Raw genomic sequence first — 21,998 nt, forward strand, 5'->3', positions numbered from 1 at the left:
CCGCGCCACCCAGGTGGGAGCGAGCTTGCTCGCGATGGCGGTGGGTCAGGCTAAACAGGTGTTGGATGTGCCGCCGTCATCGCGAGCAAGCTCGCTCCCACATTGGTTTCGTGAAAGCCAGGATTCAGCGCCCACCGCAAATCCCTTGTGGGAGCGAGCTTGCTCGCGATAGCGGTGGACCGGCTTGCATCAGTCAGGACAACCCCAAAAACCGGCTCAACGCCTCGCGCTGCGCCAGTGCATCCTGGCGTCCCAACTCGATCAGCTCGCTGCAATACCCCGCCTCGAACAACAGGTAGCTCAGCACCCCCGCGCCACTGGTCTTGGTCGCGCCCGGCCCACGCAAGAAAACCCGCAACGCACGGGGCAGTTCCTGACGATGACGAGCGGCGATTTCATCGATCGGCTGGCTTGGCGAAATCACCAATACCTCCACTGGCGCCGCGCCCAGGGCATGGGCCGGCACATCATCGGGCAGCAGGTGGCTGAAACCGTTCAAGCGTTGAAGCAACTCGATGTCACTTTCCAGGCTGTCGATGAAGGTGCTGTTGAGCATATGGCCGCCGATCTGCGCCAGGGACGGTTGCAGGCCGGTGTAGCTGCGCTCGGAAGGATCCTGGCCACCGGCGCCACGGGGGTTGCCGCTGACGCCGATCACCAGCACGCGATTGGCCCCCAGGTGCAAGGCCGGGCTGATGGGCGCCGATTGCCGCACCGCGCCGTCGCCAAAGTATTGCGGGCCGATCTTGACCGGCGCGAACAACAGCGGAATCGCCGAGCTGGCCAGCAGATGCTCCACCGACAGCAGCGTCGGCACACCGATACGCCGGTGGCGCAGCCAGGCATCGATGGTGCCGCGGCCCTGGTAGAAAGTGACGGCCTGGCCGGTTTCATAACCGAATGCCGTCACCGCCACCGCCCGCAGTTGCTGCTCGGCGATGGCCAGTTCGATACCCGAGGCGTGGAACTGGGCCTGGAGCAGTTCCCGCAATGGCGAACTGTCGATCAGCGCCACCGGCAACTTGGCTCCCAGGCCCAGCAGGCTGTGAGTGATGAAGCGCGTCGCCTGGACCAGCACGCCGCGCCAGTCGCTGCGCATGACCTGATGGCTGCGCACCGCTTGCCAGAACGCCGTCAGCCGTTCGATGGCGGTCTTGAAGTCCATCGCCCCGCTCGCCAGGCTGACTGCGTTGATCGCCCCGGCCGAAGTGCCGACGATCACCGGAAACGGGTTATCCGCCCCGTCGGGTAACAATTCGGCAATCGCCGCCAATACCCCCACTTGATACGCCGCCCGAGCCCCACCGCCGGAAAGAATCAAACCTGTAACCGGTTCAGCTGGGGTCATCGCAATGCTCCGTGCTCAAGGTGATATCAAACAACTCAACCGCGTTTGTCGTACAGCTTGGGCTCGCCCGGTGGACGGCTTTTGAAACGCCGGTGGGTCCACAGGTACTGCTCGGGACAATCGCGCACCGACTGCTCGACCCATTGATTGATGCGGATGCAATCGGCTTCCTCGGTCTCCCCCGGGAAATCCGCCAGCGGAGCCTGGATCACCAGGCGATAACCGCTGCCATCGGCCAGGCGCTCCTGAGTGAAAGGCACCACCAGCGCCTTGCCCAGGCGGGCGAACTTGGTGGTGGCGGTGACCGTCGCGGCCTGGATGCCGAACAGCGGCACGAACACGCTTTGCTTGGCGCCGTAGTCCTGGTCCGGCGCATACCAGATCGCCCGCCCGGCCCGCAGCAGCTTGAGCATGCCGCGCACGTCGTCACGCTCCACCGCCAGGGAATCGAGGTTGTGCCGCTCGCGGCCCCGACGCTGAATGTAGTCGAACAACGGGTTATTGTGCTCGCGGTACATGCCATCGATGGTGTGCTGCTGGCCGAGCAAGGCCGCGCCGATTTCCAGCGTGGTGAAATGCAGCGCCATCAGGATCACGCCCTTGCCCTCGCGCTGGGCCTGCTTGAGATGTTCCAACCCTTCGACATGGGCCAGTTTCGCCAGCCGCGAGCGCGACCACCACCAACTCATGGCCATTTCGAAAAAGGCGATGCCGGTGGAGGCAAAGTTCTCCTTGAGCAGACGCTTGCGTTCGGCAGCGGACTTTTGCGGGAAACACAGTTCCAGGTTGCGACGGGCAATGCGCCGTCGGTCGCCGGCCACTCGGTACATCAGCGCCCCCAAGGCACGACCGACCCGCAGCAATAACGGATAAGGCAATTGCACGATCAGCCACAACAGCCCCAGGCCACACCACAGCAGCCAGAAACGCGGATGAAAAAAAGCAGCTCGAAAACGCGGGCGATCCATTACAACTTCCATTAAGACATGGGCCGCGCATTCTACATTGTTCGACCCGGGTTGCGGCTGGCGGACGATCTCGTTATAAGTCTCGGCACTTTTAGTGACAAGCCGTTGTACGCCGACCATGAGCCAAACCGAACCGCTAGACCAAGATCCCGTGTTCCAGCTGAAGGGCAGCATGCTCGCCATTACGGTGCTGGAACTGGCCCGCAACGACCTGGAGAGCCTTGACCGGCAACTGGCGGCGAAAGTCGCCCAGGCCCCGAACTTCTTCAGCAATGCCCCCCTGGTGCTGGCCCTGGACAAGCTGCCGGCTGGCGAAGGCTCAGTGGATCTGCCAGGCCTGATGCGCATTTGCCGCCAGCACGGTCTGCGCACCCTGGCGATCCGCGCCAGCCGCATCGAAGACATCGCCGCCGCCATCGCCGTGGACATTCCCGTGCTACCGCCGTCCGGCGCCCGGGAACGTGTGCTGGAACTGAGCCCGGCCGAAGCGAAGAAAGCCCCGGAAAAACCACCGGAGCCCACCATCAAGCCGACGCGGGTCATCACCACGCCAGTGCGCGGCGGGCAACAGATTTATGCCCAAGGTGGCGATCTGGTCATCGTGTCGTCGGTCAGCCCGGGGGCGGAACTTCTGGCCGATGGCAACATCCATGTATACGGCCCGATGCGCGGTCGAGCGCTGGCCGGCGTCAAGGGTGATACCAAAGCCAGGATCTTCTGTCAGCAATTGAGCGCTGAGCTGGTTTCCATCGCCGGGCAGTACAAGGTCTCCGAGGATTTGCGTCGCGACCCGTTGTGGGGGGCCGGCGTTCAGATCAGCCTGTCGGGCGACGTGTTGAACATCATTCGGCTTTAACGGATACTGCCGCATTTTCCAAGCATCTCTAAAACGAGCGAAAACGGCTTAAAACGACGCAGGAAAAAGGATCTGGCAGTGTTTACCGGAGGTAGACCCCGCCCGACAGCCGATTCCAGCCAAGCCTGTCCAATTGCAACGGTTTTCCAGAGATGTTTTTCAGGGGCTGACAAAGTCCCTTTTTCCTTAGGGGTGAAACACCTTGGCCAAGATTCTCGTGGTTACATCCGGCAAGGGTGGTGTGGGTAAGACCACCACCAGCGCCGCTATCGGTACCGGCCTCGCTCTGCGCGGCCACAAGACAGTCATCGTCGACTTCGACGTCGGTTTGCGTAACCTGGACCTGATCATGGGTTGCGAGCGCCGCGTGGTCTACGACTTCGTCAACGTGGTCAACGGCGAAGCGAACCTGCAACAGGCCCTGATCAAGGACAAGCGCCTTGAGAACCTCTACGTGCTGGCCGCCAGCCAGACCCGCGACAAAGACGCGCTGACCCAGGAAGGCGTGGAAAAAGTGCTGATGCAACTCAAGGAAGACTTCGAGTTCGTGGTCTGCGACTCCCCGGCCGGTATCGAGAAAGGCGCCCACCTGGCCATGTACTTCGCCGACGAAGCGATTGTCGTGACCAACCCGGAAGTGTCGTCGGTCCGTGACTCCGACCGCATGCTGGGCCTGCTGGCGAGCAAATCCCGCCGCGCCGAAAAGGGCGAAGAGCCGATCAAGGAACACCTGCTGCTGACTCGCTACAACCCGCAACGGGTCAGCGATGGCGAGATGCTGGGCGTCGAAGACGTCAAGGAAATCCTCGCGGTCACCCTGCTGGGTGTCATTCCGGAATCCCAAGCGGTACTCAAGGCTTCCAACTCCGGCGTGCCGGTGATTCTCGACGACCAGAGCGATGCCGGCCAGGCATACAGCGATGCCGTCGATCGCCTGCTGGGCAAGACCGTGGAGCATCGTTTCCTCGATGTAACGAAGAAAGGTTTCTTCGAGCGCCTGTTTGGAGGTAGGTAATGAACCTTTTTGACTTCTTTCGTGCCAACAAAAAGCCCAGTACCGCCTCGGTCGCGAAAGAGCGTCTACAGATCATCGTGGCGCACGAACGCGGCCAACGCAGCACCCCTGACTACCTGCCGGCCTTGCAGAAGGAACTGGTGGAAGTGATCCGCAAGTACGTCAACATCGGTAGCGATGACGTGCATGTGGCGCTGGAAAGCCAGGGCAGCTGCTCGATCCTGGAACTCAATATCACCCTGCCGGATCGCTGATCGCCCCGGCGGGAGCCACGGCGGCTCGGGTCCTTCTCCTCCCACCCTTGGGTTCGAGAAGGACCCGAGCCGCCGTTGGCGTTTGTAACGAGACTGTTTTCAATGCCCCTGTCCAACATCCGCATCATTCATCAGGACGCCGCTGTCCTGGTGGTCGACAAGCCGACCCTGTTGCTTTCCGTGCCCGGCCGGGCCGACGACAACAAAGATTGCCTGATCACCCGCCTGCAGGAAAACGGCTACCCGGAAGCGCGAATCGTGCACCGACTGGACTGGGAAACCTCCGGCATCATCCTCTTGGCCCGTGACCCGGACACCCATCGCGAACTGTCCCGGCAATTTCATGATCGCGAAACCGAAAAAGCCTACACGGCATTGTGCTGGGGCCAACCGGAGCTGGACAGTGGCAGCATCGACCTGCCCTTGCGCTACGATCCGCCGACCAAACCCCGGCATGTGGTGGACCATGAACAGGGCAAACACGCCCTGACCTTCTGGCGCGTACTGGAACGTTGCGGCGACTGGTGCCGGGTCGAGCTGACGCCGATCACCGGGCGCTCGCACCAATTGCGCGTACACATGCTGTCCATCGGTCACCCGCTGCTGGGCGACGGGCTCTACGCCCACCCGCAGGCCCTCGCCGCCTGGCCACGCCTGTGCCTGCACGCCAGCATGTTGAGCTTCACCCATCCGCAAAGCGGCGAGCGCTTGCGCTTCGAGTGCCCGGCACCGTTTTAGAACCGTGGAAAAAACGGTACCTGATGGACAGCTTCGAATACCACTGGGACCATGTCTGCAAGCGCGTGGACGACCTCAAGCTGGGCACGCGCCTGCACGCCCACGGCATCCTCCGGACAACGCTTTCAAGCGCTACAACAGCGGGTTATGCGGTGTGACTGACAAAGACGGGGCGCTGCTGGCCCAGGCCGTCGGGCTGATCGATGACGGGCCCGTGGACACCCCCCGACGGGGATTGAGCCTGCAACGCAGGCGGTCGATGGGGTAAACTCCCGCCCATCGCTGTCTGGAGTGACTTATGCGCGCAGAGTTGAACCAAGGCCTGATCGACTTCCTCAAGGCCTCCCCTACCCCGTTCCATGCCACCGCCAGCCTGGCCCAGCGCCTGGAGGCGGCCGGCTATCAGCGTCTTGACGAACGCGAGACCTGGGCCACCGAGGCCAACGGTCGCTACTACGTCACGCGCAACGACTCCTCGATCATCGCCTTCAAGCTCGGCCGCAACTCACCGCTGCACGACGGCATTCGCCTGGTCGGCGCCCACACCGACAGCCCTTGCCTGCGGGTCAAGCCACAGCCGGAGCTGCAACGCCACGGGTTCTGGCAGTTGGGCGTGGAAGTCTACGGCGGCGCGCTGCTGGCGCCGTGGTTCGACCGCGACCTGTCCCTGGCCGGGCGCATGACCTTCCGCCGCGATGGCAAGGTCGAAAGCCAGTTGATCGATTTCAAGGCGCCAATCGCCACAATTCCGAACCTGGCCATCCACCTCAATCGCGAAGCCAACCAGGGCTGGGCCATCAACCCGCAGAACGAACTGCCGCCGATCCTCGCCCAGTTCGCCGGTGACGAGCGCGTCGACTTCCGTGCCGTGCTCACCGATCAACTGGCCCGCGAACACGGCCTGAATGCCGACGTGGTGCTCGATTACGAGTTGAGTTTCTACGACACCCAAAGCGCCGCGGTCATTGGCCTGCACGGCGACTTCATTGCCGGCGCGCGCCTGGACAACCTGTTGTCGTGCTACGCGGGCCTGCAAGCTTTGCTGAACGCCGATACCGAAGAAACGTGCGTACTGGTGTGCAACGATCACGAGGAAGTTGGCTCGTGCTCGGCCTGTGGCGCCGACGGCCCGATGCTGGAACAAACCCTGCGTCGCCTGTTGCCTGAAGGTGAAGAGTTCGTTCGCACCATTCAGAAATCCCTGCTGGTGTCGGCGGACAACGCCCACGGCGTGCACCCCAACTATGCCGACAAACACGACGCCAACCACGGCCCCAAGCTCAACGCCGGTCCGGTGATCAAGGTCAACAGCAACCAGCGCTACGCCACCAACAGCGAAACCGCCGGGTTCTTCCGTCACCTGTGCATGGCCGAAGAAGTGCCGGTGCAGAGCTTCGTGGTGCGCAGCGACATGGGCTGCGGCTCGACCATCGGCCCGATCACCGCCAGCCAGCTGGGCGTGCGCACCGTGGACATCGGCCTGCCGACCTTCGCCATGCATTCGATCCGCGAACTGTGCGGCAGCCATGACTTGGCGCATCTGGTGAAGGTGCTGAGCGCGTTCTACGCCTCTCGCGAGTTGCCATAACCGCCCCGAAGGCATGATGAACCCTGTGGGAGCAAGGCTTGCCCGCGATGAAGGTGATGCGATTTTCCCAGAAATCGAGTCGCCTTCATCGCGGGCAAGCCTTGCTCGCACACAGCGTTCGCCTCGGGATTGAGGGGTGTGCTGACACACATCATCCCAATCCGGAAAAACCCCGACTAGACTGGCCTTATCCCCCCTGACAAGGCCGTCTCCATGGTTTCCATGTCTTCGTTCAACAGCATGCTGGTCCCCATCATCGCCGGCATGATCCTGCTGGCCATCGGCTTCAACTTCCGTGACAAGAACGTCGGGGTCTTCGCCATGTGGATCGGCATGTTGCTGATCCTCGCCACGGTGTTATTCAGGATCCTGGCCAAGCTCAACGAGTCAGCCTGAGTTCACCTCAAGCGGGCGGTTGCTCGGGCACATCCACCCCGACATGGATCGCGTCGTGTCGCCAGAACTCCAGGTCGCAGTCGATCAGCCGCTGGTGCTGGTCATAGTTGACCCGTGCGATGCGAAGCCCGGGGCTGCCCACCGAAACCCTCAACGCCGCTGCCGCTTCCGGCTGTAAAGAAGTGGGCACGATGTCGAACTTCACCCGGCCGTAGTGCAGGTCGTAATGGCGGGCGTACAACTCGGTGATGGACTGGTTGAGATCGAACTCGAGGATGTCCGGAAAATACTGCGGGTTCAGGTAGTGTTCGACGTACAGCACCAGGCGCTGGTCGATACGGCGCACGCGGCAGATCTGGATCACGCTGGACAGCGCCGGCAGTTGCAACCAGGCACACACGGCCGCCGAAGCCGGTTGCAGGCGCGCCGAGATCACTTGTGTAGAAGGCACACGCCCCTGGGCCGCCACCATGGCGTGGAAATGGCTGCGTTGCATCAGGTTGTAGGCCAGGCGCGGCGGCGAGACGAACCAGCCCCGGCGCTCCTCCCGATAGATCTGCCCCTGGGCTTCGAGCTGCAACAACGCCTCGCGCACGGTAATCCGCGTGGTCCCGAACAATTCACTGAGCTTGCGCTCGGCCGGCAACTTGCTGCCGGGCGCCAGCAACCCGTGGTCGAGCTGCTCTTGCAGGACCTGTCCGATGGCTGTCACCGCTTTGGTTGCATCGATGCGCATCAACGTTACCTATCTGGACTAGACCAGCACTGTTTCGGGGCAGGATCGACGGTTCATCGATCCGCTTCTGGGTCCAGCAAGCCTAGGCACTGCACATGACTGGCAGATGACAGAGCCGCCGAACGGTCGTTGTGCCAGTGTGCAAATTAACGGCCAAGTCCTTTCAGATCAGCTGTTTAACCATGGTCTACGCTTAATTCGCAGCCAGCCTCCACGAGCCGGGTATTTCCGGGAGGCCCCGATACCGACATCAAAATGTCACAGGGCTCGCCTACATTGGCTCAGGTATTGCTGACCTAGACCAACACAACCGCAATCGCAGCGTTGAAAACGCCCATAGGAGCTTCGGATGAAACAGCTTTTCCTGGCATCACTGTTAGGCTCGACCATTGCCATGTGCACCGCCGCCATGGCCGCTGACACCGATCTGAAAACGTTGGAAGCCGCTGCGAAAGCGGAAGGCGCCGTCAACAGTGTCGGCATGCCCGATGACTGGGCAAACTGGAAAGGCACCTGGGACGACCTGGCCAAGGTCTACGGCTTGAAACACATCGACACCGACATGAGCTCGGCCCAGGAAATCGCCAAGTTCGCCGCCGAAAAAGACAATGCCAGCGCCGACATCGGCGACGTCGGGGCGGCGTTCGGCCCGATCGCGGTCAAGCAGGGCGTGGTCCAGCCCTACAAGCCAAGCACCTGGGAACAAGTGCCCGCCTGGGCCAAGGACAAGGACGGCAACTGGGCATTGGCCTACACCGGCACCATCGCCTTCATCGTCAACAAGAAGCTGCTGCACGGTTCCGAAGTGCCGACCAAATGGGCTGACCTGAAGACCGGCAAGTACAAAGTCTCCATCGGTGACGTGAGCACCGCGGCCCAGGCCGCCAACGGCGTGCTGGCGGCGGCCCTGGCCAACGGCGGCGACGAGAAGAACCTCCAGCCGGCCCTGTTGATGTTTGCCGAAATCGCCAAGCAAGGGCGCCTGTCCATGGCCAACCCGACCATCGCCACGATGGAAAAAGGTGAAGTCGAAGTCGGTGTGGTCTGGGACTTCAACGGCTTGAGCTACAAGGCCAAGATGGCCAACCCGGATGACTACGTCGTGCTGATTCCGTCCGACGGCTCGGTCATCTCCGGCTACACCACCATCATCAACAAATACGCCAAGCACCCGAACGCCGCCAAGCTGGCCCGCGAGTACATCTTCAGCGACGCCGGCCAGATCAACCTGGCCAAGGGCAACGCCCGTCCGATCCGCGCCGAGCACCTGAAACTGCCGGAAGAGGTCCAGGCCAAGCTGCTGCCGAACGAGCAGTACAAAGGCGTGACCCCGATCAAGGATGCGGATGCGTGGGAGAAGACGTCCAAGGCACTGCCGCAGACGTGGAATGAACAAGTCATCGTCGAGATGAAGTAAAGGCGCTAGCACCCGCCCGGATATCCACTGGCAATCCAATTGTAGAGGCAGGCCCTGTGGGAGCGAGCTTGCTCGCGATAAACGATGACACGGTAGTGCTGTTGAACCGTGTCGCCTTCATCGCGAGCAAGCTCGCTCCCACAGAAGCTCGCTCCCACATTGGACCTGCGGTGAGTCCGAGTTTTCTGGTGTCCATCCGGAGTCCTGGTATCCATGAAGCACAACGTCATCCTGGTGGTGCTCGACGGCCTCAACCATGAGGTCGCCCGGCATGCCATGGGGCATTTGCAGGCTTACGTCGGCGCAGGACGCGCGGCCCTCTACACATTGGAATGTGAGTTGCCCGCCCTGTCCCGCCCACTCTACGAATGCATCCTCACCGGCGTCGTGCCCATCGACAGCGGGATCGTGCACAACAACGTCACGCGCCTGTCGAACCAGCGCAGCATTTTCCACTACGCCACCCAGGCCGGCCTGAGCACAGCGGCTGCGGCGTACCACTGGGTCAGCGAGCTCTACAACGCTTCGCCCTTCGTGGCCGGTCGCGACCGTCATACCGACAACCCCGACCTGCCGATTCAATACGGGCATTTCTACTGGAATGACCACTACCCCGATTCCCATCTGTTCGCCGACGCCGAACACCTGCGCCAGCGCTACTTGCCGAACTTCCTGCTGGTGCACCCGATGAACATCGACGATGCCGGCCACAAGCACGGCCTCGACACCCCGCAATACCGCAACAGTGCCCGCTCGGCCGACATCAACCTGGCGGTCTACCTGCAAGCCTGGCTCGACGCCGGTTACCAGGTGCTGGTGACCTCCGACCACGGCATGAACAACGACCGCTCCCACAACGGCCTGCTGGCCGAAGAACGGGAAGTGCCGTTGTTCGTCCTGGGGGACAGCTTCAGTTTCGATCCCGCTGCCACGCCGAGGCAGACCGAGCTGTGCGGCACCATTTGCCAATTGCTTGGCGTCGACCACGACAAACCTTATTGCCAGGAGTTACTCAAGTGAACGCCATGACGCGCGGCAAATGGCTGGCAGCGTTGTGCCTGGTGCCCTTCGCGATTTTCTTCATCGTGTTCCAGATCGCCCCGCTGCTCTGGGTGCTGGTCAACAGCCTGGAATCGGAAGAGTTCGGCTGGGGCCTGGCCAACTTCAGCAAGATCTTCAGTTCCAAGTTCTACCTGCAAGCCATCCAGCACAGCCTGGAAATCAGCTTCTGGTCCAGTGTGTTCGGCATCGTCATCGCCGTGCTCGGCAGCTACTCATTGCGCCGTGTGGATTCGCGGCTGCGCAACTTCGTCAATGCCTTCGCCAACATGACCAGCAACTTCGCCGGCGTGCCCCTGGCCTTCGCCTTCATCATTTTGCTGGGGTTCAACGGCAGCATCACGATCATGCTCAAGCAAGCGGGGATCATCGAGGATTTCAACCTGTATTCGAAAACCGGGCTGATCATTCTCTACACCTACTTCCAGATTCCCCTGGGCGTGCTGCTGCTCTATCCGGCCTTCGACGCCCTGCGCGAAGACTGGCGCGAATCCGCCGAGTTGCTCGGCGCCAGCGGCTGGCAGTTCTGGCGGCACATCGGCTTGCCGGTGCTGACCCCGGCGCTGCTGGGCACCTTCGTGATCCTGCTGGCCAATGCCCTCGGCGCCTATGCCACGGTCTACGCGTTGACCACCGGTAACTTCAACGTGCTGCCGATCCGCATCGCCGCCATGGTCTCCGGCGATATTTCCCTCGACCCGAACCTGGCCAGTGCCCTGGCCGTGGTGCTGGTGGCGTTGATGACCATCGTGACCATCGTCCACCAGTTGCTGCTCAGGAGGAGCTACCATGTCTCGCGCTGAACCGGGCTCCGCCGGGCTCTATCATCGGACAGTGGTGTACCTGCTCTTCGCCATCCTGCTGCTGCCCCTGGCCGGCACGCTGGTCTACTCCATTGCCAGCAGTTGGTCGGCCACCGTGCTGCCCAGCGGCTTCACTTTCAAATGGTATGTGCAGTTGTGGAGCGATCCGCGCTTTCTCCATGCCTTCGGTCAATCGTTGCTGGTCTGTGTCGGGGCGCTGGTGCTCTCGGTGGTGTTGATCCTGCCGTTGCTGTTCGTGGTCCACTACCACTTCCCCAAACTCGACGCGCTGATGAACATCCTCATCCTGCTGCCGTTCGCGGTGCCGCCCGTGGTGTCGTCGGTGGGGCTGTTGCAACTCTATGGCTCCGGGCCGCTGGCGATGGTCGGTACACCCTGGATCCTGATCGGTTGTTACTTCACTGTCGCCCTGCCGTTCATGTACCGGGCGATCACCAACAACCTGCAAGCCATCAACCTGCGCGACCTGATGGACGCCGCCCAACTGCTTGGCGCCAGCACCTTCCAGGCCGCATTCCTGGTGGTGCTGCCGAACCTGCGCAAGGGGCTGATGGTGGCGCTGCTGCTGTCCTTCTCGTTCCTGTTCGGCGAATTCGTGTTTGCCAACATCCTGGTCGGCACCCGCTATGAAACCCTGCAGGTTTACCTGAACAACATGCGCAACAGCAGCGGCCACTTCACCAGTGCGCTGGTGATCTCCTATTTCTTCTTCGTACTGGTCCTGACCTGGGCGGCCAATATCTTGAACAAGGACAAAAGCCAATGAGCTACGTCAGCGTCCAACACCTGCAAAAAAGCTATGCCGGCACCCCGGTATTCAGCGACATCAACTGCGAGATCGCCAAGGGCGAATTCGTCACCCTGCTCGGCCCTTCCGGTTGCGGCAAATCCACGCTGTTGCGCTGCATTGCCGGCCTGACCGCGGTGGATGCCGGCCAGATCATCCTCGACGGACAGGACATCGTCCCGCTGAGTCCTCAGAAACGCGGCATCGGCATGGTCTTCCAGAGCTACGCCCTGTTCCCGAACATGACCGTGGAGCAAAACGTCGCCTTCGGCCTGCGCATGCAAAAGGTCGACGCCTCGGACAGTCGCCAGCGCGTGCTGGAGATCCTGCGCCTGGTGGAGCTGCACGATTTCGCCGCCCGCTATCCCCATCAACTCTCCGGCGGCCAATGCCAGCGTGTCGCCCTCGCCCGCTCCCTGGTCACGCGGCCGCGCCTGTTGTTGCTGGACGAACCGCTGTCAGCCCTGGATGCGCGGATTCGCAAGCACTTGCGTGAACAGATCCGACAGATCCAGCGTGAGTTGGGCCTGACCACGATCTTCGTCACACACGACCAGGAAGAAGCCCTGACCATGTCTGACCGGATTTTCCTGATGAACCAGGGAAAGATCGTACAAAGCGGCGATGCCGAAACCCTTTACACTGCGCCAGTCGATGTCTTTGCCGCCGGCTTCATCGGCAACTACAACCTGCTGGACGCCGACAGCGCGAGCAAACTGCTGCAGCGGCCGGTGAACAGTCGCATCGCCATCCGCCCGGAGGCCATCGAGCTGAGCCGCAGCGGCCAGGCCGATGCGCTGATCCGCAGCCACAGCCTGCTGGGCAACGTCATCCGCTACCGGGTCGAGGCCCGTGGCGTGGAGTTGGTGGTGGATGTGCTCAACCGCTCGGCCGCCGACCTGCACCCCGATGGCGCAAGGTTGGCACTTTCCATCGATCCATCGGCGCTGTGTGAGGTAGCCTGATGGCCTTGTTGATTTTGAAGCTGATCTTGAAAAGGGAAACACGCTGATGGCCCTGGCAATTTTTGATCTGGACGAAACCCTGATCCACGGCGACTGCGCCACCCTCTGGAGTGAACAGATGGGTCGCCTGGGCTGGGTCGATCCCGAGTCGTTCATGCGGCGCAACAACGAGCTGATGGACGCCTACAGCCACGGCAAGCTGAGCATGGAAGAGTACATGGACTTCAGCCTGGAACCGATGATCGGCCGCACACCGGAGGAAATCGAGCACCTGGTGGCGCCGTGGGTGGAAGACTTCATCGAACCGATCATCTTCAGCGACGCCACCAGGACCATCGCCGAACACCGCAAGGCCGGCGACCGGATCCTGGTGATCTCGGCCTCGGGCACGCACCTGGTCAAGCCGATTGCCGAACGCCTGGGCATCGATGAGATCCTGGCGATCGAGCTTGAAGTGGCCCATGGCGTGTACAGCGGCAAGACCGTGGGCACCCTGACCTACCGCGAAGGCAAGATCGCGCGGCTGCTGGATTGGCTGGATGCCGAGGAGGAGAACCTGGAAGGCGCGAGTTTCTATTCCGACTCGCGCAACGACCTGCCGTTGTTGCTCAAGGTCGATCACCCGCACGTGGTGAACCCGGACCCGGTGTTGAAAGCCCATGCCGAATCGGCCGGGTGGCCAATCCATACCTGGAAATAAGCAGCCCCGTGTGGGAGCGAGCTTGCTCGCGATGGCGGTGGATCAGCAGACATTGATTTAGCTGACACATCGCAATCGCGAGCAAGCTCAGCTCCCACAGCTTCAGCCCCTAGCCCAGCAGCAGCCACAGGCCCCAGCCGAGCAACAACAATCCGCAGAGACGACTGAGCCAGAGTCCCTGCGGCAGGTTTTTCTCCAGCAGGATGAAGGCACCGATCACTGCCACCCAGAGCAGGTTCATCACGCCGACCACGAACAGCAGGCCCATCAGGGCCCAGCAGCAACCCAGGCAGTAAGCGCCATGGGCCAGCCCCATGCGCCAGCCGCCGAGCACGTCGGGGCGCCAGTAGCCGAGAAGAAAATGCAGCGGCCCGCGACAATGCTCAAGGCAGACCGCCTTGCTCGGCAGCCACTGATAGACGCCTGCGACCAGCAGCAGGCCAGCGCCTAGGGCGGTACTGCTGCTGCGCATCCCCGGACTGAGCAGGGCGAGCCGCTCGAGCGCCCATTGCAGCGCCGTGGCGCACAGGGCGAAGCCGGTCCAGACCAGGCCATAGGCACTGCAAAACAGCAGCAGGGCCAGGTGTCGCTGCGGTGCCGGCATGCGCTTGCGCAGCATCTGCTGGTAGATCAGCAGCATGGGCACGGCGCTGGGCAGCATCATGCCGATCATCATCACCCCCCACATGATGAACATCAGCAGCGCATCGCTCAGGCTCCAGGGCATGATCATACCGGCCATTGCCGCATCGGCCATGCCACCCGGGGCACTCATATCGCGGGCCATGCGCAGCAGCATCAGCCAGGCCAGGACGGTCAGCGCAAGCAGGCAGAGCAGGAACAGCAACTGCTCGCCTGTCAGTCGCTTGCTCGGCGTCACCGCCCGAGGCCCTGCCATTACGGTTCTATGCCATGGCCGGTGAAGTGTACGTGGGCGAGATGGCTATGGCTGCCCTGGGATTGCAGCTTGAGGGCTGAATGCGTCTGGTAGCTGCCGCTGGCGACTTCGGCCTCAAGGAACTCGAAGCCGTTGGGCAGGGACAGGCGGACTCGATGAGGTGAGCCGTCGATCGGGCTACGGATCGGCTCGCCGCTGGCTTGCAGTACGCCCGGAATGTCCAGGTGCGCCAAGCGCTGATCGACATCGATGGATAGGGTGATGGGCACGAACAGCGGTTCGAACGCTTCACTCATGGTGCTGCTGAACACCTGGAACACGTTGGCCCCGGGGTCGCTCTCCAGACCAGAGAGGATGGTCAGCAGGGCCTGGCGTTGCGCCTCGTCGGCGCGTTCATCGATGAACACCTGACAACTGCCGTTGCCCTCATGAATGGCGCCCGGCCAAGCGAAGGTGGCAGCCCAGCACAAACCTCCCAGCGCCACCTGATTGAAATACCCGTGCTCCACTCGCATCGACGCCACCGCCTGGCAGTGGCCCCGGGTCGGTGGCGCATCGAATTGACAAGGGCAGCCCCAATTACAGTTGCAGGCAACGAATTCGACGCCCTGCATGCGCCATTCGGCAATGGCCATGACCAACCTCTTCACCTGGCGGGTGAAATGAAAGTTGCGGTTACCCCCATCCCTCCTCAATTAACGCTAGCAGGGGGCACGCATCGGGTACGGGCTGCCGACCAAAGGTCCGCTTGCCCGTGGTTGCCGGTCAACGGTGCAAGCCACTGTCAATTGGGATGAAGCCCGTCATGTCGGTGCGAGCATGCAAATGCTCCTGCAAATAAAGACACCTGTGGGAGCGAGCTTGCTCGCGATGACGGTCGCACACTCAACAACTTTGTTGACTGTCACACTGCTATCGCGAGCAAGCTCGCTCCCACAGGTCTGCGCAGAATCAGCTCAGGCTCTCGTCGATCAGCAACACCAACTTGCCCGACACCTGGTTGGTCGCCAGCTCCGCGAACGCCGCCTCGGCGTCCTTGATCGCGAAGGTCCGGGCCAGCTGTGGGCTCAGGCGCTTGTCGGCAAACAGCGGCCACACCTGTTGCCCCAGCTCACTGATCAAGTCGGCCTTGAATTGCTCATCGCGGCTGCGCAGGGTCGAGCCGAGCAGTTGGATACGCTTGCCCAGCACCTGGGCCAGATCGAGCTCGGTCGAGCGCCCTCCCATCAGGCCGATCAACACCCAACGGCCGTCAACTGACAAAAGTTTCACGTTGAGTTTGGCGTAGCTGCCACCCACCGGATCGAGGATCACGTCGAAGGGACCGAGGTCGTTCAAACCCTCCAGGCCATCGGTGCGTACCACGCCGCCCTGGGCGCCCAGGGCCTCGCAATAGGACAGCCGCTCGGTCGAACCGACACTGACCCAGCACGGGTTGCCGAACGCCTTGCACAGCTGGATCGCGGCCGAACCGACGCCACTGGCCCCGGCGTGCAGCAGCACTTTCTCGCCCGGTTTGAGCGCCGCCAGCTGGAACAGATTCAGCCACGCGGTGCTGTAGACCTCAGGCAGCGCGGCCGCTTCAGCCAAGGACAGGCCTTCGGGCACCGGCAGCACATGGCGGCCATCGACCACCACCTCCTCGGCCATTCCACCGCCGGCCAGCAACGCACAAACGCGGTCGCCCACCTGCCAGGACGAGCCCGGCCCGACCTCGCTGATCACCCCGGAACACTCCAGCCCCAACACCTGGCTGGCGCCGGGTGGCGGCGGGTAAAGCCCGGCTTTTTGTAACAAATCGGCCCGATTCAGGCCGGCGGCCGCCACACGGATGCGAACTTGCCCCACATCACACGTCGGGCTCGGCTCATCTGCCCATACCACTTGGCCTTCAACGCCTTGCAATGCTTTCACGGTGCCTCCATAGTGAGTCTCGACTGGGCCCGCTGCTTCAACGCCGGGCTTTCTTGCATTATGCGCCCGGGCCACATGGAACCGGCGACTTCAAAGACGGCCTAATATGCGTTATCAATTGTCCCTGCGTCGAATCAGCATGAAGCACCTGTTCCCCAGCACCGCCCTCGCGCTCGTCATTGGCCTCGGCCTGTTACCGTTGTCGAACGATACGTTCGCGGCCAACAGCTGGGACAAGCTTCAGCCCGATCGCGACGAAGTGATTGCCAGCCTTAATGTCGTCGAATTGCTCAAGCGCCATCACTACAGCAAGCCGCCGCTCGATGACGCGCGCTCGGTCATCATCTATGACAGCTATTTGAAGCTGCTCGATCCATCGCGCAGTTATTTCCTGGCCAGCGACATCGCCGAATTCGACAAGTGGAAAACCCAGTTCGACGATTTCCTCAAGAGCGGCGACCTGAACGCCGGGTTCACCATCTACAAGCGCTACCTGGACCGCGTGAAGGCGCGTCTGGACTACGCCCTTGCCGAGCTGGACAAAGGCGTCGACAAAATCGATTTCAATACCAAGGAAACCTTGCAAGTCGACCGCAAGGATGCTCCTTGGCTCAAAAGCACAGCCGAACTCGATGACCTGTGGCGCAAGCGCGTCAAGGACGAAGTGCTGCGCATGAAGATCGCCGGCAAGGATCCCAAGCAGATCCAGGAAACCCTGACCAAGCGCTACAAGAACCAGTTGGCGCGCCTGGACCAGACCCGCGCCGAGGACATTTTCCAGGCGTACATCAACACCTTTGCCATGTCCTACGACCCGCACACCAACTATCTGTCGCCGGATAACGCGGAAAACTTCGACATCAACATGAGCCTGTCCCTGGAAGGCATCGGTGCCGTGCTGCAGAGCGACAACGACCAGGTGAAGATCGTGCGCCTGGTCCCGGCGGGCCCCGCAGACAAAACCAAACAGGTCAGCCCGGCGGACAAGATCATCGGTGTCGCCCAAGGCAACAAGGAAATGGTCGACGTGGTCGGCTGGCGCCTCGACGAAGTGGTCAAGCTGATCCGCGGCCCGAAAGGCTCGGTGGTGCGCCTGGAAGTCATCCCGGCCAGCAACGCGCCGAACGACCAGACCAGCAAAATCGTGGCCATCACCCGTGAAGCGGTGAAGCTGGAAGAGCAGGCGGCGAAGAAATCGATCCTCAACCTCAAGCAGGACGGCAAGGACTACAAGCTCGGCGTCATTGAGATCCCGGCTTTCTATCTGGACTTCAAGGCCTTCCGCGCCGGGGATCCGGACTACAAGAGCACCACTCGCGACGTCAAGAAGCTGCTGACCGAACTGCAGAAGGAAAAGGTCGACGGCGTGGTCATCGACTTGCGCAACAACGGCGGCGGCTCCCTGCAGGAAGCCACCGAGCTGACCAGCCTGTTCATCGACAAGGGCCCGACCGTGCTCGTGCGTAACGCCGATGGCCGAGTGGATGTGCTGGAAGACGAAAACCCGGGCGCATTCTACAAGGGGCCGATGGCCTTGCTGGTCAACCGCTTGTCGGCCTCGGCATCGGAGATTTTCGCCGGCGCCATGCAGGACTATCACCGTGCACTGATCATCGGCGGCCAGACCTTCGGCAAAGGCACCGTGCAGACCATCCAGCCGCTCAACCACGGCGAGCTGAAGCTGACCCTGGCGAAGTTCTACCGGGTATCCGGCCAGAGCACCCAGCACCAGGGCGTACTGCCTGACATCGATTACCCGTCGATCATCGACACCAAGGAAATCGGTGAAAGCGCCCTGCCCGAAGCCATGCCTTGGGACACCATCCGGCCGGCGATCAAACCGGCCGTGGACCCGTTCAAGCCGTTCCTGGCCCAACTCAAGTCCGACCATGACGCGCGCTCGGCCCAGGATGCGGAGTTCGTGTTCATCCGCGACAAGCTGGCCCTGGCGCAGAAGTTGATGATGGAGAAAACCGTCACCCTCAACGAAGCCGACCGTCGCGCGCAGCATGCCGACATCGAGGCCAAGCAACTGGCCATGGAAAACCTGCGTCGCAAGGCCAAGGGCGAAGAACCGCTCAAAGAGCTGAAGAAAGAAGACGAAGACCTGATCACCGAGCCGGAGAAAACCAAGCCGGAAGACGATGCCTACCTGAGCGAGACCGGGCGAATCCTGCTGGATTACCTGAAACTCAATACGGCGATCGCCAAGCACTAAGATGATGGCCATTTAATGGTGATGCTCGTCGGATTGTCATCAAACTGACATCAGTCTGTCGTGAAATACAGGACTGGGTGCCCCGCACCCGGTCCTTTTTTTATCGCCAGAGATTGCCATGACCACGACAGAACAGCTGAGTGCCTTGAGTTCGATCCTGGCTCAAAGCGGCTTGCACAGTCTGTTCCAACCGATCATTTGCCTTTCCGAAAGGCGCATCGTGGGTTATGAAGCCTTGACCCGCGGCCCTTCCAACAGCCCGCTGCACTCGCCCATCGCGCTGCTCTCCGTGGCGCGCCAGGCCGGACGCCTCAGCGAGCTGGAGCTGGCCTGCCGCCGCAGTGCCTGCCAACGCTTCAACGAGCAAAAACTGCCGGGCAAGCTGTTTCTCAACGTCTCGCCCGAGTCCCTGCTGGAATCCGCGCACCAGACGGGACGCACGCTGCAATTGCTGCAAGACTTCGGGATCGCACCCAGCCAGGTGGTGATCGAGCTGACCGAACAGACCCCTATCGATGACTTCCAGCTCCTGCAAACCGCCCTGCATCACTACCGGGCCATGGGTTTCTCGATTGCCCTGGACGACCTCGGCGCAGGTTATTCGAGCCTGCGGCTGTGGTCCGAATTGCGACCCGATTATGTGAAGATCGACCGGCATTTCATCGACGGCATCCATCAGGACGCCCTCAAGCGCGAGTTCGTGGGCTCGATCCTGAAAATCGCCCGGGCCTCCCGCGCCCAGGTGATTGCCGAGGGAATCGAATTGCCGGAAGAACTGGCGGTGCTGATCGAAATGGGCGTCGACCTGGTCCAGGGTTATCTGCTGGCCCGCCCCCAGGAACAACCGTCACGCGATGCCAGGGCGCTGATGCCCAGGCAGGACAGCGGCGTGGCGGCGCTGAGCGATGAGATCAACGACCTCAGTGCGCTGCTCAACGAACAACCGGCGATGGCCCACAACACACCGACCGCCACCGTGCTGGAAGCGTTTCGGCGCCAGGCCAACCTCAACTCCCTGGCCGTGCTGGACAATCAGAACCAGCCCTGCGGCATCGTCCATCGCCATTCACTCTCCGACGCCTTGCTCAAACCCTTCGCCACCGACCTGTTCGCCCGCAAGCCCATCAGCCGGCTGATGAGCGATGACTTTCTCGCGGTGGAGTTGAACCAATCGCTGCAACAAGTCAGCCGCCTGATCACCAGCCGCGCCCGACAACGCATCGAAGAAGACTTCATCATCACCCTCAACGGCGGCTACCTGGGCCTGGGCCGGGTGATCGACGTGCTCAAGCTCATCACCGAGCTGAAAATCCAACAGGCCCGCTACGCCAACCCACTGACCCTGCTGCCGGGCAATGTCCCGATCCAGCAATGCCTCACGCGCCTGCTGCAACAACGGCAGGAATCGGTGATCTGCTACGTGGACATCGACAGCTTCAAGCCCTTCAACGACATCTACGGCTACGGCCGCGGCGACGAAGTCCTGCTGTGCCTGGCCCAATGCCTGAACGAACGCATCGACCCCAGCCGCGACTTCGTCGGCCACATCGGCGGCGACGACTTCCTGCTGGTCCTCGGCCCGGAAGACTGGCGTAAACGCCTGGACCAATTGCTGAGCGACTTCCAGACCCATTGCCGGCGCTTCTACCGGCCTGAGCATCTGGAAGCGGGGTGCTTTACGGCGTTGAATCGACAGGGCATTCGACAGGAGTTCGCGTTGTTGTCGCTATCGATTGGGGTGGTGCATCTGCGCGCCGAGGCCTGCGAGAAACTGGATGCCAGCCAACTGGCGGAACTGGCTTCCCAGGCCAAGCACCATGCCAAGGAGATTTTGGGGGGGAGTGTGTATCTAGTGGATGGTTTGGCTGAGCGGGAGGCTGTGGTGGCGTTGGGGTTGTCGGTGTAGGCGGATTCCCCATTGGCGCCCTCGCCCGAACGCCTGGCGCTACCCCTGTGGCGAGGGGATTTATCCCCTCGCCACAAAAGCAGCTTAGCGGTATGTGGATTGAGCTGAGAGAAGGCCAGAAATTTTGTGTTCGGACCTACCAAGTAGATGGATCTTCGAGGGATGCTTTATCCAAGTCCTCTTTCCATTCTTCGCTTGCCAGCTTGTATATATCCTCAAAAAATTGGCGAGGATCATCAATTTCAGTCTCGTCCCAAGCCATAGAGCGTGGATCATCATAGTCACTCTCGAACTCTTTCGAAAAGTCAAAACCAGGAGAAGAAAGAGCCGACTTCAGAACTTCAAGCAATAGAAATCTGTGCCTATAGGTTAAGTCATCGAACCGCCGTAAAATAAACTCCTTTATTATTTTCTCCCTATCATCCTTTTCGTTTGGATTGAACACCCAAAGCTGCTCACCGAGCGTCTCTTCAAGATCATATATTGAAATCCCCCCTAGCCAATACGACAGCACAGGCACAAAGGGAAGATCATAATTTACCCACATCAACATTACACACCTCTAATCAGGGAAAGCAGTATAAGGCCTACCCTTAACGGCCTGATCGAACCTAACTTCCGAGTAATCCAAGCTATCCATATACACAGGATTATCCTTATCTTTTTTATTAACCTTATACCCTCTCCCTCCCCCAGGCATCTCTTTTCTTACTACTGGATCACCGTCCTTGGTAAATCCTGTATAAGCTGGCGGCACCCGACTCATCCTAGCAATCGCATCATTAATTGCATGCATCTGCAGCCTCCAACTTATAAATTGCGAGCTATGGTTTATCGGTCCTTTCTTTCCTTTTTTCGTTGGATGACTTCCATCAATTGACCGTTGCCTAATCGCCTTGTCAGATATTTCTGGATTGTGCTTGGCGACAGTGTGCATTTTATATTTCTCCTCATACGCCTCTACGCGCCGCTTAGCATTCGCCTCCCCCAACTCATCAATCCGCGCCCGCCGCTGCTCCGCCGTCATAGGCAACCGCGGCTCACCCTCATCTAACTGGGCCTTACCCGCCGGATCCAGATCCCCAACCGTCGGCCGACACCCACCCTTCCCCGGACAATCCACCAACCCCAGCGGATCCACCCACCCCGTCGGGTTCACCGTGTAGCGATACCCATTGAGCCCACCCGCCAGCTTGCTCGGATCAGGCGTCAAATAGCGGCCGGTCTCGGGATTGTAGTAGCGGTGCCGGTTGTAGTGCAGGCCGCTTTCCGGGTCGAAGTATTGGCCCTGGAAGCGCAGCGGTTGTTCCAGCTGTTCACCGCCGCCGTGCTGGAGTTCGGTGAGTTTGCCGTAGCCGTTGTAGCGCGCCGACCAGACGATCTGGCCGGCGGGGTTGGTCAGTTCCTGGGG

At 61.2% G+C, this 21,998-nt stretch carries 23 protein-coding genes; 15 read left to right on the forward strand and 8 right to left on the reverse strand.

Annotated elements, in window-relative coordinates; genetic code table 11:
• Nucleotides 1–193: 193 nt before the first annotated feature.
• Both BLQ55_RS27695 and BLQ55_RS27700 read right to left on the reverse strand, forming a co-directional pair.
• Nucleotides 194–1,348 (reverse strand): patatin-like phospholipase family protein, encoded by a 1,155-nt coding sequence (locus tag BLQ55_RS27695; RefSeq protein ID WP_092258632.1) that lies wholly within the window; start codon nt 1,346–1,348, stop codon nt 194–196.
• Nucleotides 1,349–1,383: 35 nt separating this feature from the next.
• Nucleotides 1,384–2,316 (reverse strand): lipid A biosynthesis lauroyl acyltransferase, encoded by a 933-nt coding sequence (locus BLQ55_RS27700; protein WP_092201711.1) that lies wholly within the window; start codon nt 2,314–2,316, stop codon nt 1,384–1,386.
• 118 nt (nt 2,317–2,434) lie between these two features.
• Here BLQ55_RS27700 and minC point away from each other — a divergent pair, with 118 nt between their 5' ends.
• The 7 genes from minC (at nt 2,435) to BLQ55_RS27730 (ending at nt 7,163) form a co-directional block, all read left to right on the forward strand.
• Entirely contained in the window at nt 2,435–3,172 is a 738-nt protein-coding gene (gene minC, locus BLQ55_RS27705) for a septum site-determining protein MinC (RefSeq protein WP_092201709.1), read from the forward strand.
• 202 nt (nt 3,173–3,374) lie between these two features.
• Nucleotides 3,375–4,187, forward strand: coding sequence for a septum site-determining protein MinD (minD, locus tag BLQ55_RS27710; protein WP_003179114.1), 813 nt, complete (start codon nt 3,375–3,377; stop codon nt 4,185–4,187).
• Nucleotides 4,187–4,441: a cell division topological specificity factor MinE gene (minE, locus tag BLQ55_RS27715; protein WP_003179111.1), complete on the forward strand. Its 255-nt coding sequence runs from the start codon at nt 4,187–4,189 to the stop codon at nt 4,439–4,441. Before minD ends, minE begins: the two co-directional genes overlap by 1 nt.
• Before the next feature lie 102 nt (nt 4,442–4,543).
• Nucleotides 4,544–5,179: an RluA family pseudouridine synthase gene (locus BLQ55_RS27720; protein ID WP_018612476.1), complete on the forward strand. Its 636-nt coding sequence runs from the start codon at nt 4,544–4,546 to the stop codon at nt 5,177–5,179.
• A gap of 23 nt (nt 5,180–5,202) precedes the next feature.
• Nucleotides 5,203–5,337 (forward strand): hypothetical protein, encoded by a 135-nt coding sequence (locus tag BLQ55_RS32630; protein ID WP_256326658.1) that lies wholly within the window; start codon nt 5,203–5,205, stop codon nt 5,335–5,337.
• A 140-nt stretch (nt 5,338–5,477) separates the two neighbouring features.
• On the forward strand, nt 5,478–6,767 hold the full coding sequence (locus tag BLQ55_RS27725; protein ID WP_092258635.1) for a M18 family aminopeptidase: 1,290 nt from the start codon (nt 5,478–5,480) through the stop codon (nt 6,765–6,767).
• A gap of 213 nt (nt 6,768–6,980) precedes the next feature.
• Entirely contained in the window at nt 6,981–7,163 is a 183-nt protein-coding gene (locus BLQ55_RS27730; protein ID WP_060741113.1) for a hypothetical protein, read from the forward strand.
• A 7-nt stretch (nt 7,164–7,170) separates the two neighbouring features.
• Here the strand turns inward: BLQ55_RS27730 and BLQ55_RS27735 are convergent, their stop codons facing one another.
• Nucleotides 7,171–7,899 carry a UTRA domain-containing protein gene (locus tag BLQ55_RS27735; protein WP_092258638.1) on the reverse strand — a complete coding sequence of 243 codons (729 nt, stop codon included), beginning with the start codon at nt 7,897–7,899 and terminating at the stop codon, nt 7,171–7,173.
• A gap of 349 nt (nt 7,900–8,248) precedes the next feature.
• Here BLQ55_RS27735 and BLQ55_RS27740 point away from each other — a divergent pair, with 349 nt between their 5' ends.
• The 6 genes from BLQ55_RS27740 (at nt 8,249) to BLQ55_RS27765 (ending at nt 13,651) form a co-directional block, all read left to right on the forward strand.
• Nucleotides 8,249–9,316 carry an ABC transporter substrate-binding protein gene (locus tag BLQ55_RS27740; RefSeq protein ID WP_092201699.1) on the forward strand — a complete coding sequence of 356 codons (1,068 nt, stop codon included), beginning with the start codon at nt 8,249–8,251 and terminating at the stop codon, nt 9,314–9,316.
• A gap of 213 nt (nt 9,317–9,529) precedes the next feature.
• Nucleotides 9,530–10,336 (forward strand): alkaline phosphatase family protein, encoded by an 807-nt coding sequence (locus tag BLQ55_RS27745; RefSeq protein WP_092201697.1) that lies wholly within the window; start codon nt 9,530–9,532, stop codon nt 10,334–10,336.
• A 5-nt stretch (nt 10,337–10,341) separates the two neighbouring features.
• Nucleotides 10,342–11,178: an ABC transporter permease gene (locus BLQ55_RS27750; protein ID WP_170847600.1), complete on the forward strand. Its 837-nt coding sequence runs from the start codon at nt 10,342–10,344 to the stop codon at nt 11,176–11,178.
• A complete protein-coding gene (locus BLQ55_RS27755; protein ID WP_092258641.1) occupies nt 11,165–11,965 on the forward strand; it encodes an ABC transporter permease in 801 nt (266 codons plus the stop codon). Before BLQ55_RS27750 ends, BLQ55_RS27755 begins: the two co-directional genes overlap by 14 nt.
• Nucleotides 11,962–12,951, forward strand: a complete 990-nt coding sequence (locus BLQ55_RS27760; RefSeq protein ID WP_092201690.1) for an ABC transporter ATP-binding protein — start codon at nt 11,962–11,964, stop codon at nt 12,949–12,951. Before BLQ55_RS27755 ends, BLQ55_RS27760 begins: the two co-directional genes overlap by 4 nt.
• 46 nt (nt 12,952–12,997) lie before the next feature.
• The gene (locus BLQ55_RS27765) at nt 12,998–13,651 is read left to right on the forward strand and encodes an HAD family hydrolase (RefSeq protein WP_092201688.1); all 654 of its coding nucleotides are present in this window, start codon (nt 12,998–13,000) and stop codon (nt 13,649–13,651) included.
• Nucleotides 13,652–13,760: 109 nt separating this feature from the next.
• On the opposite strand, the gene BLQ55_RS27770 is transcribed toward BLQ55_RS27765, so the two are convergent.
• The 3 genes from BLQ55_RS27770 to BLQ55_RS27780 form a co-directional block, all read right to left on the reverse strand.
• Nucleotides 13,761–14,549, reverse strand: coding sequence for a DUF2182 domain-containing protein (locus BLQ55_RS27770; RefSeq protein ID WP_092258644.1), 789 nt, complete (start codon nt 14,547–14,549; stop codon nt 13,761–13,763).
• A complete protein-coding gene (locus BLQ55_RS27775) occupies nt 14,549–15,184 on the reverse strand; it encodes a DUF1326 domain-containing protein (protein ID WP_060741104.1) in 636 nt (211 codons plus the stop codon). Before BLQ55_RS27775 ends, BLQ55_RS27770 begins: the two co-directional genes overlap by 1 nt.
• 316 nt (nt 15,185–15,500) lie before the next feature.
• On the reverse strand, nt 15,501–16,463 hold the full coding sequence (locus BLQ55_RS27780; protein ID WP_092201686.1) for a zinc-binding dehydrogenase: 963 nt from the start codon (nt 16,461–16,463) through the stop codon (nt 15,501–15,503).
• A gap of 139 nt (nt 16,464–16,602) precedes the next feature.
• On the opposite strand from BLQ55_RS27780, the gene BLQ55_RS27785 reads away from it, so the two are divergent.
• Both BLQ55_RS27785 and BLQ55_RS27790 read left to right on the forward strand, forming a co-directional pair.
• A complete protein-coding gene (locus BLQ55_RS27785) occupies nt 16,603–18,681 on the forward strand; it encodes a carboxy terminal-processing peptidase (protein WP_170847599.1) in 2,079 nt (692 codons plus the stop codon).
• Between the two features lie 118 nt (nt 18,682–18,799).
• Nucleotides 18,800–20,587 carry a bifunctional diguanylate cyclase/phosphodiesterase gene (locus BLQ55_RS27790; protein WP_092201682.1) on the forward strand — a complete coding sequence of 596 codons (1,788 nt, stop codon included), beginning with the start codon at nt 18,800–18,802 and terminating at the stop codon, nt 20,585–20,587.
• 136 nt (nt 20,588–20,723) lie between these two features.
• Here the strand turns inward: BLQ55_RS27790 and BLQ55_RS27795 are convergent, their stop codons facing one another.
• Both BLQ55_RS27795 and BLQ55_RS27800 read right to left on the reverse strand, forming a co-directional pair.
• Nucleotides 20,724–21,140: a hypothetical protein gene (locus tag BLQ55_RS27795; protein ID WP_092201680.1), complete on the reverse strand. Its 417-nt coding sequence runs from the start codon at nt 21,138–21,140 to the stop codon at nt 20,724–20,726.
• Between the two features lie 9 nt (nt 21,141–21,149).
• Nucleotides 21,150–21,998, reverse strand: an 849-nt coding sequence (locus BLQ55_RS27800) for an RHS repeat domain-containing protein (protein ID WP_176814263.1), incomplete at its 5' end; no start/stop codon positions are given.

The organism is Pseudomonas sp. NFACC13-1 (genome assembly GCF_900104425.1).
Taxonomy (GTDB): Bacteria; Pseudomonadota; Gammaproteobacteria; order Pseudomonadales; family Pseudomonadaceae; genus Aquipseudomonas; species Aquipseudomonas fluorescens_AA.